Origin of the sequence: Kitasatospora sp. NPDC096077 (assembly GCF_040303245.1) — a bacterium.
In the GTDB taxonomy this organism is placed as follows: Bacteria; Actinomycetota; Actinomycetes; order Streptomycetales; family Streptomycetaceae; genus Kitasatospora.
The window spans coordinates 134,793-151,499 of the sequence record NZ_JBEOSV010000004.1; the positions used below are offsets into that span (position 1 = coordinate 134,793).

Below are 16,707 nucleotides of genomic sequence, written 5' to 3' on the forward strand. Positions count from 1 at the left end.
CCGTGCGCCGCTTCCCGTCCCGCCTCGCCGTCGCCGGCACCGCCGTCGCCCTCGCCGTCGGCCTGACCACGCCCACCGCCGCCCAGGCCGCCGCCAAGCCCGCCGTCCGGGCCGGGGCACTGAAGTGGGCCACCCTCGGCGACTCCTACACCGCGGGCCTGATCGCGGCCGCCGGCGCCCTGACCGAGCCCGAGGACGGCTGCGCCCGCACCACCGGCTCCTACCCCGAACTGCTCCGCCGCGAGCTCGGCGCTCTGATCGACCTGCACAACCCCAGCTGCAGCGGCGCCACCACGCTGAACGTCTACGCGGACAAGCAGATCCCGCAGGGCCGTCCCCTCCCCCCGCTCGGCACCGACCCCAACGCCCCCTACCCGGCCGTCCCCCCGCAGATCGACGCCGTCGACCCGGACTCCGACGTGGTCACCGTCCAGGTCGGCGGCAACGACCTCGGATTCGCCCAGATCCTCAAGGACTGCATCGAACTCGGCGCCGCCAACCTCGGCCTGGGCACCCCCTGCAAGGACAAGTACAACGCCCAACTGCCGGACCGCTTCGCCCAGTTGCGCAACAACTACGACACCATGCTCGGCGCGCTGCACCAGCAGGCCCCGAAGGCCCGGGTGATCACCGTCGGCTACCCCCACCTGTTCCCCGCGGACACCACCCGCTGCCGCTACGGCGACCTGCTGCAGTTCGGCACCTTCACCCTCGGCGACCTCGCCTGGGCCCGCACCAGCATCCTGGAGCCGCTCAACCTGGCCATCGAGCAGGTGAGTTCGGCCCAGCAGGACACCTACGTGGACCTCTACCCCGGCTCCGCCGGGCACAGCGTCTGCGACTCCGACCACTGGATCGACGGCCTGCTGAGCAGCGTCGTCCCGCTCCAGTACGCCCTGGTGCACCCCAACGCCGAGGGCCAGGCCTTCATGGCCGCCCAGGTCGAGTCCACCGTCCTCGGCGGCTGACGGCTCCCCCGGGAAAACCACTGGCGCACCCCGCCCCCGAGGATCATCCTGGCCCGATGCTCATCCGCGAAGCCACCCCCGAGGACTGGTCAGCCATCTGGCCGTTCTTCCACACCATCGTCGCCGCCGGCGAGACCTTCCCCTACCCCCTCGACATGCCCTCCGAGCTGGGCCGGGAGTGGTGGATGCACTCCGCCCCCGACCGCACGGTGGTCGCGGTGGACGACGACGGCCGGGTCCTCGGCACCGCCACCATGAACCGCAACCGCCCCGGCAACGGCGGGCACGTGGCCAGCGCCAGCTACATGGTCGACCCGGCGCACCACGGCAAGGGCATCGGGCGGGCCCTGGTCGAGGACAGCATCGACTGGGCCCGCCGGGCCGGCTACCGCGCCATGCAGTTCAACGCGGTGGCCGCCAACAACCACCACGCCGTCAAGCTCTACGAGTCGCTGGGCTTCGAGATCGTCGGCACCGTCCCCGAGGCCTTCCACCACCCGGTCGACGGCTACGTCGGCCTGCACGTCATGCACCTCCCGCTCTAGGCGGCCTACTCCTCGATCGCCCCGCCGACCCGCCGCAGGTGCTGCCGGAAGCTGTACGACGGGTCGGCGGCCCGCCCCTCCAGGTACTCCTCGAACCGGGTCTGCCGCCGCAGGGTGTCCCCGGCCGCGATCCGCTCCGCCTGCACGCGCTCGGTCCGGGCGATCACCTCTGCCGTCGCCAGCACCTCCTCGACCCGGTCGGCCGGCACGAACAGCACCCCGTCGGCGTCCGCGAACACCACGTCGCCGACGCCCACCCGGTGCGGCCCGAAGCGCGCCGACTCCAGCGCCTCCGGCTCCCGCCCGTCCAGCCGCAGCGGGCCCAGCGGCAGCGCGCCGTAGCTGAACACCGGCAGCCCGATCTCCACCAGCTCCGGGGTGTCCCGGTGCAGTCCCCACACCACGATCCCGGCCACCCCGGCGGCCCGCGCCTCCAGCACCGCGAGGTCCCCGATGCAGGCCTCGTCGGTCCGCCCGCCGTTGTCGATCACCAGCACGTCCCCGTCCAGCGCCGACCCGTACGCCTCCAGGAACACGTCCACGCTCCCGTAGTGCCGCACCGGCAGCACCCGCCCCGCCACCCGGGCCCCGGCCACCACCGCCCCGATCCCCACCGGCGCGGCCCGCACCCCCACCCCGAGCCGCACACAGGCATCCGCCACCAACGGCGTGGACAGCTCCGCGAACTGCTTCAACATCCCCAACTCCTCCCGCCAACACCCCAGTTGACCAGCCCTGAAATCCTACTCCGGGCCCCGGGCTCCCACCATCGAGTGATCTTCACCCATCCCTGATCTCGCCTGCCCCCACCTCGCGTACCGTCTCCGACACATCCGGCCGAAAGGTCCTTCATGAACGCCACGGACAGCGAGATCCTCCTCGAACTCTTCCTCGCCCTCGACACCCCCGAGGGCCTGAGAGCCGAACTCGTCGAGGGCGTGATTCTCGTCGCGCTGCCCTTCGACGGCACGCACTGCCACATCATCAGTTGCCTGGCAGACCAGGTGTACGACGCCTCCGCCACCGACATGCAGGTGTCCGAGTTCAAGGGACTTCGGCTCACTTCCGGCGAGCACCATCCGCCGAACCACGTCATCCCCGACGCCACGTTCCTCCCCGAGGAGCTCCAGCTCCTCAGGAACGCCCCTCCCTGGATGGAACCGGACGGCCTCGCCATGGTGGTGGAGGTGACGTCCAACTATCCCCAACTCGACCGCACCACCAAGCGCATCTGCTACGCCCGGGCCGGCATTCCGCTCTACCTCCTTGTCGACCGCGAGAAATCGCAGGTCAGCCTCTTCTCCAAGCCCCACCGCGACGAGTACACCGAGGTCCACCTCGCCGCCTTCGGCGAGCCCCTCGCCCTCCCCGCCCCGTTCGAGTTCGAGCTGGACACCAAGGACTTCCTCTGACCGCTCCCTGAACACGAAAACGGCCCGCACCCCCCGTCAGGGGTGCGGGCCGTTCCGCCGCTGCGGCGCCGGGTCAGCTACGGGTGGCCATGGCGCGCAGGAAGAAGGTGAGGTTGGCGGGGCGCTCGGCGAGGCGGCGCATGAAGTAGCCGTACCACTCCTGGCCGTACGGGAGGTAGACCCGCATGGTGTTGCCCTCTTCCGCGAGGCGCAGCTGCTCCTCGGGGCGGATGCCGAACAGCATCTGGTACTCGAAGGAGTCCCGGGTGCGGTTGTTCCACTGGGCCAGCTGGCCGGCGATCTTGATCATGTTGGGGTCGTGCGAGGCGATCATCGGGTAGCCCTCGCCGGCCATCAGCACCTTCAGCGCGCGGACGTACGCGAGGTCGACCTCGTGCTTGCCCTGGAAGGCGACCGACTCGGGCTCCTTGTAGGCGCCCTTGCACAGGCGCACGCGGGAGCCGGGGCCGGAGAACTCGCGGCAGTCGGCCTCGGTGCGGCGCAGGTAGGCCTGGAGGACGACGCCCAGCCAGGGGTAGTCCGCCCGCAGCTCGCGCGCGATGGCGAGGGTGGAGTCGGTGGTGGTGTGGTCCTCCATGTCGAGGGTCACCGTGGTGCCCGCTGCGGCGGCGGCCTCGCAGATGCGGCGGGCGTTCTCCAGCGCGATCTTCTCGCCGTCCACCGGCAGGAACTGGCCGACGGCCGACAGCTTGACCGAGACCTCGGCGCCGGCCGCCAGGCCGGTCTCCTTGAGGGCCTTGAGCAGGTGCTCGTAGGCCTCGGCGGTGCCGGCGGCCTGGGCCGCGTCCTGGGTGTCCTCGCCGAGGTGGTCGAGGGTGACCTTGCGGCCGGTGGCGATCAGGTCGTCGGTGGCGGTCACGGCGTCGTCGAGGACGTCGCCGGCGACGAAGCGCTCGACTATCGCGTGGGTCGGGGGGAACTTCTCGACCACGGTGCGGACCTGGGGGGACCGGGAGGCCGCGAGAAGGGCGGAACGGAGCATCGTGACTCCAGGAGCTGGTGTTTCCAAGGGTGGCAGAAGAGAGCCGGGGCGGCGGTACGGGGGTGAGCCGCCGCCCCGGCGGGGCGGCGCCCGGCTGCGGGACCGGGCGTCGCGGGTGACCGTTGGCTACGGAGCGAGCCGGTTGGTCGGGGGGCTGGTCAGCCCATGTGCGGGTAGCGGTAGTCGGTCGGCGGGACGAAGGTCTCCTTGACCGAGCGGGTCGAGGTCCACCGCGCGAGGTTCTGCTTGGCGCCGGCCTTGTCGTTGGTGCCCGAGGCCCGGCCGCCACCGAAGGGCTGCTGGCCGACGACGGCGCCGGTCGGCTTGTCGTTGATGTAGAAGTTGCCGGCCGCGAAGCGCAGCTTGTGCATCGCGTCCTGGGCCGCCGCGCGGTCCTGGGCGATGATGGCGCCGGTCAGGCCGTAGGCCGACACGGACTCCATCTGGGCCAGCATCTCCTCGTACTTCTCGTCCTCGTAGACGTACACAGCGAGGATCGGGCCGAAGTACTCCTCGCGGAAGTACTCGGCGGCCGGGTCCTGGCAGACCAGCACGGTCGGGCGGACGAAGTAGCCGACGGAGTCGTCGTAGGTGCCGCCGGCCAGGACCTCGACGGTCTCGTCGGCCCGGGCGCGGTCGAGGGCGGCCTTGTTCTTGGCGAAGGCGCGCTCGTCGATGACGGCCGACATGAAGTTGGACAGGTCGGTGACGTCGCCCATGGTGAGGCCGTCGACCTCGGCGGCGAACTCGTCCTTGAGGCCGGCCCAGATCGAGGCGGGGACGTAGGCGCGGGAGAGCGCCGAGCACTTCTGGCCCTGGAACTCGAAGGCGCCGCGGGTCATCGCGGTCTTCAGCACGGCCGGGTCGGCCGACGGGTGGGCGACCAGGAAGTCCTTGCCGCCGGTCTCGCCGACGATCCGCGGGTAGGTGCGGTAGCCGGCGATGTTGTTGCCGACCTCGCGCCACAGGTGCTGGAAGGTGGCGGTGGAGCCGGTGAAGTGGATGCCGGCCAGCGACGGGTGCTTGAGCGCGACGGCGGAGACGTCCAGGCCGTCGCCGGTCACCATGTTGATGACGCCCTTGGGCAGGCCGGCCTCCTCCAGCAGCTGCATCAGCAGGTGCGCGGAGTACTGCTGGGTCGGGGACGGCTTCCACAGCACCACGTTGCCCATCAGCGCGGGCGCGGTCGGCAGGTTGCCGGCGATCGCGGTGAAGTTGAACGGGGTGATCGCGTAGACGAAGCCCTCCAGCGGGCGGTGGTCGCTGCGGTTCCACACGCCGTCCGAGGAGATCGGCTGCTCGGCCATGATCTGGCGGGCGAAGTGCACGTTGAAGCGCAGGAAGTCGACCAGCTCGCAGGGGGTGTCGATCTCGGCCTGCTGGGCGGTCTTGGACTGGCCGAGCATGGTGGCGGCGGCCAGGGTCTCGCGCCAGGGGCCGGCCAGCAGGTCGGCGGCCTTGAGGAAGATCGCGGCGCGCGAGTCGAAGGAGAGCGCCTGCCAGGCCGGGGCTGCGGCCAGGGCAGTGTCGATGGCCTCCTGCGCGTCGGCCTGGGTGGCGTTGCGCAGGGTGCCGAGCCTCGCCGCGTGGTTGTGCGGCTGGACGACGTGGATCTCGGTGCCGCCGCCCATCCGGCGCTCACCGTTGATCGTCATGGTCAGCTGGACCGGCTCCTGGCCGCCCAGCTCCTTCAGCTTGGCCTCCAGGCGAGCCCGTTCCGGGCTGCCGGGGGCGTAGCTGTGGACCGGCTCGTTCACCGGCGCGGGGACCTGGGTCACAGCGTCCATAGAGCGCACGCTCTCCTTCGTTCAATGCGGGGGGATTGCCTGCGCGGGTCACACGCGGGCCACAGCACGAACGCTATTCCTGCCCGCCCGGCCACTTGATTGGCCGGGCGGCTAAATTCCCCCGTACGGCGTTGTCCGGCCCGACGAAGCCGGTCACGCCGCGGTCACGACCGCCCGTCAGGCGGCCCGCCCGGCACGCTTCCCCCGACCCACCGGCACCTCGGGCACCACCGGCACCACCCGCCGCTCCCAGTCGATCCGGTACCCGTGGACGGGGCGGAGCATCTTCTCCGGGCTCATGAAGGTCTTCATCGCGATCGGCGCGACCGCCCGGAACAGCATCCGGGCGACCGGCCCGGAGGCCTTCTGGTTGTTGGTGCGCACCGCGTCGGCGGCGATCTTCTCGACCCGGGGCCGGCGCATCGCCTCGTACGCGGCGAAGGCGGCGGTGTGGTCGGGCAGGTCGCGCAGGCAGCGGGCGAGTTCGACGGCGCTCTCGACGGCCAGCGAGGCGCCCTGACCGGAGCTGTTGGACGGCGCGTGCACCGAGTCGCCGACCAGCACCATCCGGCCGCGGTACCAGTGCGGGACGGACGGCATGATCTCCAGCCGGGGGAAGGCCTCCATGGTGGCCGGGTCGGCCTGCCGCAGCACGTCCCGGGCCGGCCGGTCGTCGGCGTGCAGCTCGCGGCAGCGGCGCAGCCACTCGTCCATCCCGGCGTCGCGGACCTCCTCGGGGCTCAGCTGCTCGGGCTGCGGGATGTTGCTGAACCAGGCGGTGCCGCTGCCGTCGGCCTGGCCCCAGTAGCCGAAGAAGGCGCGGGCGCCGTTGGCGAAGTGCACGCTCTCGCCGCGCCCGGCCCGGCCCGGCAGCCGGTACGCGCTGTAGCCGCCGATGCCGAGCAGCCCGGTGTACCGGGCGGCGGGCGCGGCCGGGTCGATCAGGGTCCGTACGGCCGAACCGGTGCCGTCGCAGCCGATCAGCAGGTCGCCGGTGGCGCTGCTGCCGTCGGCGAAGTGGGCGGTGATCCCGTCGGCGCCCTCCTCGGCGCCGACCAGGCGCTTGCCGTGCCGGACCTCGATGCCCGTCTCGCGCAGCCGCCGCCGCAGCACCTCGTACAGTTCGGCGCGGCGCATCAGCCGCTGGCGCGGCAGGTCGGCGAGGCCGGCGAACTCGCCGAGCACGCCGCCCTTGCCGTCCTCGATCACCATCGGTCCGACCGGCTGCCCGATCCGGCCTACCTCCGCCTCCAGCCCGACGACGGCCAGCGCGCCGAGCCCGTTGGGGGCGATCCCGAAGGTTCCGCCGATGCCCTCGGCGGAACTCCGGTAGGCCTCGAAGACCTCCGCCCCGATGCCGGCCTTGTGCAGCGCCAGCGCCATCACCGGGCCGGCGATGCCGCCGCCGATGACCAGGGCCTTCTTGCTCGACGTACGCGGTTCGCTCATTGCAGACTCCTCATGAAGTCCCGCAGGGTCCGGTTGAACTCCGGGTCCCCGATCTGTGCGATGAGCCTCTCGGTGTAGCGGCGCTCGGCCTGCAGCATCGCGAGGGCGAACTCCTCCTCGACGACGAACATCGGGTGGACGCCCAGCTCCCCGCCCTTGTGCAGCAGGGCGCGCGAGGCGTCGATCCGTTCGTCCAGCGCCTCCAGCCGCCGGCCGAGCAGGGCGGCCGACTCCTCGGTCGGGAGCACCACCAGCAGGCACAGGGCGACCCCGAACGCCGGGTACTCGTCCTGCGGTTCGGAGAGCCACTCGCGCATCCAGTCGAGCATCTCCGCCTGGCCCTCGGGGGTGAGGGCGTAGACGGTGCGCTCCGGCCGCTGGGTGTCGCGGACGGTCTCCTGCTCGGCGACGAACTCGGCCTTCCGCAGCTGCTCCACGACCATGTAGAGCGAGCTGCGGTTGTACTTCACGTTGCGGTCCTTGCCGTGCTCCTTGAGCCGGCGCCCCATCTCGTAGGGGTGCATCGGTTCGGCTCCGAGCTCGGCCAGGACCACCAGGGCCAGCGGGTTCGAGACCTTGCGTCGCTTCGCCATGAGAGCGTTCCCCATCACTTGGTCGGGACTGACTATCCATTCTCGTATAGTCGAAGTCAACTATTCAGGCCCAACCAATCCACCCTCTGTCCGCCCGGCTAAAATCGACCGCGGAACGCTGTCCGCCCGGACGAAGAAGGAGGGACGTGACCACACCCGGCCTCCCGCTCCGCCAGCTGCTGATGTCGCTCGGCGAGCCCCTGGTCGAACTCCAGGCCGCCCCCCTGGGCCTGGACGTCCCCGTGCGCGACGTCGCGATCCTCGACCCGGAGGACCCGCCGACCGCCTCCCCCGGCGAACTCGTCCTCGCCATCGGCGCCCGAGGCCGGGCTGCGCTGCCCGCCCTGCGCGCGGCGGGCCGGGCCGGTGCCGCCGCCGTCGCGGTCAAGCTGGACGCCCCCGGCCAGGCCGACGCCCTGCGCGAGGCCGCCACCGACGCGGGCGTCGCCCTGCTGTCGGTGCGCCGGGAGACCCGCTGGGAGCACCTGGACTCACTGGCCCGGGCGATCATCGCCGGCCCCGACGCCCCGGCCGCCCCCGGAGCCCCCGAACCCAACGCGGGCGACCTCTTCTCCCTCGCCCAGACCGTCGCCGTGCTCACCAACGGCATCGTCTCGATCGAGGACACCTCCAGCCGGGTCCTCGCCTACTCCCGCTCCTCCGACTCCGACGAGGTCGACGACCTGCGCCGGCTGTCGATCCTCGGCTGGCAGGGCCCGGAGCCGTACCTCTCCAAGCTCCGCGAGTGGGGCATCTTCCAGCACCTGCGCAGTTCGGACGCCCCGATCGCGGTCGAGCCGCACCCCGAGCTCGGCCTGCGCCGCCGCCTCGCGGTCGGCATCCGGGCCGGGGCGCAGCCGCTCGGCACCATCTGGGTGCAGGAGGGCGCCCAGCCGCTGGCCCCGCACGCGGAACAGGCCCTGGTCGGTGCCGCCCGGGTCGCGGCCGCCCAACTGGTGCGCCGTCGCCGGGAGTTGTCCGCCGACGTCCGGCTCACCCAGACCCTGCTGACCGGACTGCTGGAAGGCTCCACCGGCCCCCAGTCACTGGCCACCCACCTCGGCCTGGACCTGCGCCGCCCGGCCACCGTGCTGGCCTACGGCGCCCACACCACCGAGGCGCTGCACCGCTCCGACGTCACCGGCCTGATCTCGGTGCACACCGCCGCCCGGCACCGCACCGCGCTGCTCGCCCCGATCGAGTCCCGGGTCTACGTGCTGCTGCCCGAACTGCCGCCCGGCCTGCCGATGAGCACCGTGCGCGACTGGGCCGCCGAGGTGGTCACCGCGGCCCGGGAGCACCTCGGCGTCCCGCTGCGCGCCGCGATCGGCTCGACCGTCGACGGCCTGTCCCAGGTACCGGACTCGCGCGCCCAGGCCGACCGGATCCTGGACGCGATGGGCCGCGGCGGGGTGGACCTGGACGTCGCCGCGCTGATCGACGTCCAGGCCGAGGTGCTGGTCAGCGAGATGCTGGCGCTGCTCCAGGAGCGCGGCGGCCTGCGCGACCCCCGGCTCACCGCGCTCACCGCGTACGACCGCCGGCACGGCACCCGGCTCGCCGAGTCCGTGCTGGCCTGGCTGGACGCGCTGGGCGAGGTCCGGGTCGCCGCCGACGCCCTGCACATCCACCCCAACACCCTGCGCTACCGGGTGCGCCGCGCCGAGCAGTTGACCGGCATCGACCTCGCCCAGCCGCAGCAGCGGCTGCTGGCGATGCTGCAGCTGCGGCTGCCCGCGGACGAGTAGTCACCACCGGCGCAGCGTCAGGCGCCGTACCCCTGGCCGCGCTTGTGCTCGTTCAGCCGGCGCCACGGCCCGCTGATCGCCAGCTGGATGCCCGGCTCCTGGATGTTGGCGAACAGGGTCCGGCCGTCGTCCGAGAAGGTCACTCCGGTGAACTCGCTGAACTCGGGCTTCTCGGCGCTGCCGATGTTCAGCTCGTTGCGGGCGATCGGGTAGACCAGGCCCTCCTCGGTGGCGCCGAACAGGTGCGAGACGCCGTTGCCGTCCTCCGCGATCACGATCCCGCCGTACGGCGAGACGGTGATGTTGTCCGGGCCGTCGTAGTTGTCGTGGTCGCCCCAGACGTCCTCGTTGACGCCCAGCAGCACCTTCAGCGTGATGGTGCGGCGGGCCGGGTCGAAGAACCAGACCTGGCCGTCGTGCTGCAGCGGGCTCTCCGAACGGGCGTAGCTGGAGACGAAGTAGAAGCCCTTGTCACCCCACCACATGCCCTCCAGCTTGCGGGCCCGGGTGACCTCGCCCTCCTTGAACTGCTTCCGCACCGAGACGGTCCGGGCGTCCCGGTCCTGCACCTTGACCCAGTCCACGCCGTACACGGTGCCGACCTTGGTGGCCCGGGAGAGGTCGTCGACGAACTTGCCGTGCGAGTCGAAGACCTTGAAGGCCTCCAGCACCCCGGCGTCGGCGGCGAGCCCGCGCAGCCGGTACCGGCCGTGCTTGAAGCCGGCTGGCGGGGTCCAGCGGAACAGCAGGCCGTTCGGGTTGGAGGCGTCCTCGGTCAGGTAGACCTGGCCGCGCTTCGGGTCCACCACCACGGCCTCGTGGGCGTAGCGGCCGAAGGCCTTCACCGGCTGCGGGTCGCGGTTGTAGTCGTCGTCGAAGGGGTCGACCTCGAAGACGTAGCCGTGGTCCTTGGTGAAGCCGTTCTTCCCGGCCTTGTCCTCGGTCTCCTCGCCGGACAGCCAGGTGCCCCACGGGGTCACCCCGCCCGCGCAGTTGGTGGCGGTGCCGGCGATGCCGACCCACTGCTCGACCGAGCCGTCCCGCTTGGCGTGCACGATGGTGCAGCCGCCGGCCGCGCCCGGGTCGTAGACGTGCCCCTCGGTCAGCGGCACCGGGTGGGGCCAGTTGGCCCGGGCGCCGGACAGCTCGTGGTTGACCACCAGCAGGTTGCCGCCGCGCTCGTCCTCGAAGGCGGAGGTGCCGTCGTGGTTGCTCGGGGTGAACTCGCCGGTGCGCAGCCGGGTCCGGCCCGCCCGGTTGAGCACCTTGTACGAGAAGCCCTTGGGCAGCGACAGCAGCCCGGCCGGGTCCGGCACCAGCGGGCCGTAGCCGATCGCGGCGCCGCCGGCCGAGTTGGTCCCGGCGGTCCCGGCGGCGGCACCGGCGGCACCGGCGAGCGGCGCCTCCCCGCCGACCGGCGCGGCGATCGCACCGGGGGCGCTGGCCAGCGCCCCGGCGCCGCCGGCGATCAGCACGCCGGCCCCGGCGAGGGTGGAACGGTTGACGAAGTCCCGGCGGGACAGCGACATGGCAGCAACTCCTGAGGGGTGTACGGGCGTCGAGGCGGGTCGTCGACACCCGGCAGACTCCGCCGCAGGGGTGAACCCGGCATGACGCCCGCCTCACCACGAGGCGGCCATTTGCCAACCGATGACCTTCACATGACCAGTGCTTTACCGAACACCGGTCAGCCGCGCCCGGCCCGCCACTGCTCCCAGGCCGCCAGCCACAGCTGCTCCACCACCCGCCGCTCCTCCCGGCCGTCCGCCCCCGCGTCGCCCGGACGCTCCCGCCACAGCTGCTCCCAGGCCCGCTGGGCGGGCAGGCTGGCCACCTCACTGGCGAACACCGTGTAGCGGACCACCTCCTCGACCGCCGCCTCCCCGATCGGCGTGCCGACCAGCCAGTGCGACTGCTGGGCCAGCCGGTTGAGGTGGTTGACCATCGAGGTCACCGACGCCGCGGCCTCCTCCCGGCTCTCCGTGGCGAGCCGCATCTGCTGGCGCACCGCCGCCTCCCAGCGCAGCGCGCCGACGTCCCCGCGCAGCCCGCGCGGCAGCCTCGGGGTGCGCCCGACCCGCACCTGCGCCTCGATCGCGGCGGACTCGGCGATCCGCTGGGCGATCAGCTCGCGGTGCGCCTCCAGCCCGACCGCGGGCGGCAGTTCGCGCTCCTCGACCGGTACGTGGCGGGCCCGCCGGGAGGCCAGGTCGCGCAGCAGCTCGGTGCGTCCGCGCAGGTAGTCGTCGAAGTCGCCGATCCCGCCGAGCTCCACGCCGCCGGGCGGCAGCCCCCGCCCGCACACCGTGACGGCCTGCCGGCCGACCCGCAGCCGCCCGGCCCAGACCGGCCCGGCCGCACCGCCCGCGGCCGCACCCGGACCCGCACCGCCCACCACCACACCGCCCGCAGCCGTGACCGCGCCCGCCCCGACCGCGGTCACCGGCCAGTCCTCGTGCACCTCCAGCGCGCGCGGCTCACCGTCCACCGTGATCCATTCGCGCAGCGCCCGCACCCGCCCCGGACCGTCGCCCTCGTCCACGCCCAACTGCTCGTAGACCCGGTCCCGTTCGTCCTCGACCACGTCCTCCAGCTCGGGCAGCACCTCGCACTCGTCGGCCCCCGGCCGGTAGGTGCGCACCGTCACGTACGGCCCGGCCGACGTGGTCCAGTCACCGCACTGCACCTCGACCCAGCGCAGCTCGCCGCCGCAGGTCTCGAAGGCCGTCAGCGCCTCGCCCCGCCCCCGTGCCCCGGCCACACCGAACACCGGGAAGTCCACCGCGGCGAGGGTCCGGCGGGAGAACTCCTCCTGGTCGGCGAAACGATCCTGCCCGCCCGACCGCTCAGGTTCCGACCGCTCGGCGTTCCACTCCTGGGGCCTTCCGCCGCTCTCCCGCACCATCCTCTGCCGCACCCCCGAGTCCTCGCGCCCGCACCGCTGACGCCACCTTACGTGCCCGGAGCTGCCGGGTCATCAGCTCGCCTGCCGTACGGGGGCGCTGGCCGTGTCAGTCGGCCAGGTTGTCAGCCGCCCTCCCTACGCTGGCCGCATGACCGCACAGAACAGCACCGACCAGGCCGCCTTCCCCGCCCGGATCAGCATCGTCACCCTCGGCGTCACCGACCTCGACCGCAGCACCCGCTTCTACGAGGACCTCGGGTGGAAGCGCTCCTCCGCTTCCAGCCCCGAGATCGTCTGGTTCCGCACCGCCGACTCGGTGCTCGGCCTCTTCCCCACCGAGGAGCTGGCCGCCGACGCGGGCGTGCCCGCCACCGGGGAGCCCTCCTTCCGCGGCGTCACCCTCGCGGTGAACCTGGAGTCCCCCGCCCTGGTGGACGCCGCCCTGCGCACGGCCGTCGAGGCCGGCGCCGTGGTGGTCAAGCCGCCGGTCCCGACCAGCTGGGGCGGCTACTCCGGCTACTTCGAGGACCCGGACGGGCACCTGTGGGAGCTGGCCCACAACCCGTTCTTCCCGTTCACCGAGGCCGGCTCGCTGGACCTCCCGTAGCGCGGGCCCCGGATCCGCACCGGATCCAGGGCCCGCCGCCCCACCGGGCCCGCGCTCCACCGGGCCCGCGCCCCACCGGACCCGCGCCCTACCGGACCGCCCCGCGGTTCAGCCCTTGGACCGCGCCTTGAAGGCCGCCTTCCGCGCCTCCTTGGCCACCGCCCGGTCCAGGTGCAGCTCCCCGATCGCCTCCAGGACGTCCGCCGTGTACGGGTGGTCGACCCGCCACAGCTCGCCGAAGTACGACGCCGGATCGCCGATCGTCGGAAGGTCCGCGATCAGCTCGCGCAGCAGCTCGGCGTCACCGCCGTTGTCCAGCAGCTGGGCGGCGAAGGTGTCGACCACCGTCCACAGCGCCATCGCCCGGTCCGGCACCGGCACGTCCGTCCGGCCCAGCGCGGACAGCCAGGCCCGGGCCGAACCGCCCAGCTCCGGGTCGCCCAGCACCTCCCGGACGGCGGGCTCGGCGCCCTCCCCCAGCAGGTTGAGCGCCGAGACGCACAGCATCCGGCGCAGCGGCCCGTACACGTCGTCGCCGCGCGCCGCCGCCAGCAGCTCGCGCGCCGCCGGCTCCGGCTCCCGGTCGGCCACCCAGACCCGCAGCTCCTCCTCCGGCAGCACATTGGCCGACTCGCACAGCCCACGCAGCAGCTCCGCGGCGTCCCCCTGGGCCAACTCGCCGACCAGCGGCGCGTCGTAGCCGTCCTCCAGCAGCCACTGCCGGATCCCGTACTGGCCGAGCGGGGTGAGCCGGACCAGCCCGAAGCGGGCCGACTCCTCCTCGTCCAGCGGGGACTCACCGACGACGGCGGGCTCCTCACCCTCCTCCTCGTCGAACAGCTCCGGGTCGATCGGCCGGTAGTCCAGCAGGCCCAGCTCGGCGAGGTCGCCCAGCATCGGGTCCAGCGCGACCATCACATCGGTGATGTCGCCGAGCAGCTCCTCGCTCGGCTCCTCGCCCTCCGGCACCACCAGCAGCGCGGCCAGCACGCCCAGCGGCACCGTCTCGTTGCCCGGCTCGGCGAACGCGGTCGTCTCGTACAGCACCTGCAGCGCCTCGTCGAGCAGTTCGGCGGCGGCGTCCCGGGCCTCCTCGACCTCGTTCAGGCCGTCCTCGTCCTCCTCGTCGGCCCCGGTCTCCGCCTCCTCCCCCTCCTCCGGCACCGAGTCGGCCTCCACCGCCAGCTCCCGGACGATCCCGGCGGCGGTCAGCCACAGCTCCAGGACGGTCTCCGCGTCCCCCCGCTCGGCCGGCTCCAGGTCCGGCCCGGGCACCGCGACGTGCTCCCCGGCGGCGGTCGTGCCCAGCTCCACCAGGTCCAGGTCACAGGCCAGCGACCAGGCCCGCAGTGCCTCGATCTCGGCCTCCTCCGGCACCTCGCCCTCGGCCGGGGCCAGCCCGAGCAGCCGGGCGACCGGCCCCCGGTCCTCCTGGGCCAGGTCGCCGAACTCGTCCACCACCCGGTGCGGGTACGCCCAGCGGGCCAGCGCCAGCGCGTAGCCGAACATCGGCACGGCCTTCGCCTGCTCGGCCAGCTCCTGCTCCGGCGGCAGCTTCACCGGCGGCACCAGCACCGCCGCGTCGTCCAGGTCCTCGTCGTCCAGACCGTGCGCGGCGAACGCCCCGTAGAGGTCCTGGAGCTCCAGGTCCGCGGGCAGCACCGCCTCGGCCGCACCCTCTCCCGCCGAAGTCCCGGTGTTCTTCCGACGTCGTCCGGCCATCGTCGTGTGCTCTCCCTCAGCCAGCGGTCAGCTCGAACAGCTCCGCGTATCGATCTACCACCTCAGCGTATAGGCCGGGCACCCCCGATGCCCGGCCCCGAAGGGCGCACACAGGGGCGCGCGCCGGATGTGCGCGCCCACCCCTTATCCTTCGCATTGGTGCCCGCGCACACCCCGCGCGGCCCACCGGGCGACGAAGCCCGCATCCTCACGCTCACCCGCTCCACCAGGGAGCCCCGCACCGCGGCCACCACCACAGCGCCTCCGGAGGGGCGCGCCGGCACACCCCGCCGACCCCGGTGGTGCCCGGCCACAGGAGACCCCTGCCATGGCGGACCTCTCCCCCGCCGGCTCCGCGCTGCGCACCGCGCAGTTCGACGGACGCCGACTGTCGGAGGCCCTGCTCCCCCTGGAGCTCGCGCCCCGCGCCCAGCTCCAGCTCTCCGCGATCAGCCGCTGGAACGCGCTGCGCGGAGTCCGCGTCGGCCTGGTGGCCGGCGCCCTGCTGCTGATGCTGATCGGTGCCAACCTGGCGACGCCGATCTACCCGCTCCTCCAGCAGCGCCTCGGCCTCGGACCGCTCGACACCACGATCCTCTTCACGATCTACGTGTTCGCGCTGGTCCCCGTCCTGGCCGTGGTCGGCCACTGGTCCGACCACCTCGGCCGCCGCGCCCTGATCCTGCCCGCCGTCGCCCTGGCCGCCGCCGGGGACGTGGTGTTCGCCACCGCCGGCAGCTTCTGGCAGCTCGCCATCGGCCGGGCCGTCCAGGGCATAGCCGTCGGCCTGTCCACCGGAGCCGCCGGAGCCGCCCTCGGCGACCTGCTGCCCGACCACCCGGCCCTGGCCCCCAAACTCACCCTCGCCTGCTCGGCCGGCGGCGTCGCCCTCGGCCCGGTCGTCGGCGCCCTGCTGGCCGGCGGCTCCGACCCGCTGCTGACCCCCTTCCTGCTGCACGCCGTCGCCCTGCTCGCGCTGTGCGTGCCGCTGGCCCTGGTCCACCCGCGGATGCCCGGCCGCAACCGCCCGCCGGCCTCCCCGCCCCGCATCACCACCCCGGCCCACCTGCGCCCCCAGCGCCTGCGACTGCCCCGCACCGGGCGCCGCGAGTTCCTGCTCGCCGCCACCGCGGGCTTCATCTCGTACGGGGTCTTCGGCGTCTACCTGGCCCTCGCCCCGGCCTTCTCCGCCAAGCTGCTGCACACCTCCTCGCACCTGACCGGCGCGATCGTGGCCGCCCTGCTGCTCGGCTCCTCGGCCGTCGCCCAGCTGATCATCCCGCCGACCACCGACCGCACGGTGATCGCCCTCGGGATGACCGGCCTGGCCGCCGGCCTGGGCCTGGTCGTCGCCGCCGGGTACACCGGCACCCCGGCCCTGCTCTTCATCGGCAGCGTCCTCGGCGGCGTCTGCCAGGGCGTGGCCTTCCGCTCCCTGTTCACCGCCGCCGTCGCCGTCATGGACCCGGAACGCCGGGGCTCCGAACTGAGCTCCCTGTGGATCATCGTCTACCTCGGCAGCTCCGCCCCCGTCATCGCCGTCGGCGCCCTGGTCCAGAGCTACGGCCTCCTCCCCGCCGTCAGCGGCTTCGCCGCCGTCGCCGCCGTCCTCTGCGCCGGCCTCGCCCTCGCCGTCGCCCGCAAGCCCACGACGGCCTGACCCCGCACCCCACCTAACGCCGCTGCCCGGGACCCCTCACGGAGTCCCGGGCAGCGGCGTTTCACCACCGCGCCACTGTCACCGCCACGCCACTCCTCCACCCGAACGAGCGGCCAGCTCATCAAGCGTTTGACGTCCTCGCCCTACCAAGGGCGAGCTCTGTCCCCTCCCCGGCCTCGATCCCACCCGCCGGGAACTGCCACGGGATTCGGCCCCCGCCGACCCGCCGCCGCACCATCAACACGAGGCCTTCATGCACCACCATCGCGGCAGCGATCCCTGGCCGTCCGCCTACAGCCAGGAGCATC

The 16,707-nt window shown here is 73.1% G+C and carries 14 protein-coding genes and 1 pseudogene; 6 read left to right on the forward strand and 9 right to left on the reverse strand.

The genetic code is table 11. From position 1 onward, the window contains the following. Positions 1-2 precede the first annotated feature (2 nt). Both ABTZ03_RS06020 and ABTZ03_RS06025 read left to right on the forward strand, forming a co-directional pair. Complete coding sequence (locus ABTZ03_RS06020) at positions 3-968, forward strand: SGNH/GDSL hydrolase family protein (RefSeq protein WP_350511639.1); 966 nt, start codon at positions 3-5, stop codon at positions 966-968. 56 nt (positions 969-1,024) lie between these two features. Then, positions 1,025-1,513, forward strand: a complete 489-nt coding sequence (locus tag ABTZ03_RS06025; RefSeq protein ID WP_350511640.1) for a GNAT family N-acetyltransferase — start codon at positions 1,025-1,027, stop codon at positions 1,511-1,513. A 5-nt stretch (positions 1,514-1,518) separates the two neighbouring features. On the opposite strand, the gene ABTZ03_RS06030 is transcribed toward ABTZ03_RS06025, so the two are convergent. Further along, a complete protein-coding gene (locus tag ABTZ03_RS06030) occupies positions 1,519-2,211 on the reverse strand; it encodes an RraA family protein (RefSeq protein ID WP_350511641.1) in 693 nt (230 codons plus the stop codon). A gap of 153 nt (positions 2,212-2,364) precedes the next feature. Between ABTZ03_RS06030 and ABTZ03_RS06035 the strand changes: the two genes are divergently transcribed. Then, entirely contained in the window at positions 2,365-2,925 is a 561-nt protein-coding gene (locus tag ABTZ03_RS06035) for a Uma2 family endonuclease (protein WP_350511642.1), read from the forward strand. 73 nt (positions 2,926-2,998) lie between these two features. On the opposite strand, the gene ABTZ03_RS06040 is transcribed toward ABTZ03_RS06035, so the two are convergent. The 4 genes from ABTZ03_RS06040 to ABTZ03_RS06055 form a co-directional block, all read right to left on the reverse strand. Further along, on the reverse strand, positions 2,999-3,928 hold the full coding sequence (locus ABTZ03_RS06040) for a proline dehydrogenase family protein (protein WP_350511643.1): 930 nt from the start codon (positions 3,926-3,928) through the stop codon (positions 2,999-3,001). 158 nt (positions 3,929-4,086) lie between these two features. Continuing rightward, positions 4,087-5,715, reverse strand: a complete 1,629-nt coding sequence (gene pruA / locus ABTZ03_RS06045; RefSeq protein ID WP_350511644.1) for an L-glutamate gamma-semialdehyde dehydrogenase — start codon at positions 5,713-5,715, stop codon at positions 4,087-4,089. 177 nt (positions 5,716-5,892) lie between these two features. Beyond that, on the reverse strand, positions 5,893-7,164 hold the full coding sequence (locus ABTZ03_RS06050; protein ID WP_350511645.1) for an FAD-dependent oxidoreductase: 1,272 nt from the start codon (positions 7,162-7,164) through the stop codon (positions 5,893-5,895). Continuing rightward, positions 7,161-7,757, reverse strand: coding sequence for a PadR family transcriptional regulator (locus ABTZ03_RS06055; RefSeq protein ID WP_350511646.1), 597 nt, complete (start codon positions 7,755-7,757; stop codon positions 7,161-7,163). The genes ABTZ03_RS06050 and ABTZ03_RS06055 overlap by 4 nt, the downstream gene beginning before the upstream one ends. Positions 7,758-7,903: 146 nt before the next feature. On the opposite strand from ABTZ03_RS06055, the gene ABTZ03_RS06060 reads away from it, so the two are divergent. After that, positions 7,904-9,505 carry a PucR family transcriptional regulator gene (locus ABTZ03_RS06060; RefSeq protein WP_350511647.1) on the forward strand — a complete coding sequence of 534 codons (1,602 nt, stop codon included), beginning with the start codon at positions 7,904-7,906 and terminating at the stop codon, positions 9,503-9,505. A gap of 17 nt (positions 9,506-9,522) precedes the next feature. Here ABTZ03_RS06060 and ABTZ03_RS06065 read toward each other — a convergent pair whose 3' ends face one another. Then, a complete protein-coding gene (locus ABTZ03_RS06065) occupies positions 9,523-11,034 on the reverse strand; it encodes an alkaline phosphatase PhoX (RefSeq protein WP_350511648.1) in 1,512 nt (503 codons plus the stop codon). A gap of 158 nt (positions 11,035-11,192) precedes the next feature. Further along, entirely contained in the window at positions 11,193-12,422 is a 1,230-nt protein-coding gene (locus tag ABTZ03_RS06070; RefSeq protein ID WP_350511649.1) for a hypothetical protein, read from the reverse strand. A 136-nt stretch (positions 12,423-12,558) separates the two neighbouring features. Here ABTZ03_RS06070 and ABTZ03_RS06075 point away from each other — a divergent pair, with 136 nt between their 5' ends. Beyond that, positions 12,559-13,017, forward strand: coding sequence for a VOC family protein (locus ABTZ03_RS06075; RefSeq protein ID WP_350511650.1), 459 nt, complete (start codon positions 12,559-12,561; stop codon positions 13,015-13,017). Positions 13,018-13,125: 108 nt separating this feature from the next. Here the strand turns inward: ABTZ03_RS06075 and ABTZ03_RS06080 are convergent, their stop codons facing one another. After that, on the reverse strand, positions 13,126-14,739 hold the full coding sequence (locus ABTZ03_RS06080) for a hypothetical protein (RefSeq protein ID WP_350511651.1): 1,614 nt from the start codon (positions 14,737-14,739) through the stop codon (positions 13,126-13,128). A 328-nt stretch (positions 14,740-15,067) separates the two neighbouring features. On the opposite strand from ABTZ03_RS06080, the gene ABTZ03_RS06085 reads away from it, so the two are divergent. Then, on the forward strand, positions 15,068-16,399 hold the full coding sequence (locus ABTZ03_RS06085) for an MFS transporter (protein WP_350511652.1): 1,332 nt from the start codon (positions 15,068-15,070) through the stop codon (positions 16,397-16,399). A 142-nt stretch (positions 16,400-16,541) separates the two neighbouring features. On the opposite strand, the pseudogene ABTZ03_RS06090 reads toward ABTZ03_RS06085, so the two are convergent. Then, positions 16,542-16,706, reverse strand: a pseudogene (locus tag ABTZ03_RS06090) (NUDIX domain-containing protein); the annotation flags it as partial. Position 16,707 lies beyond the last annotated feature (1 nt).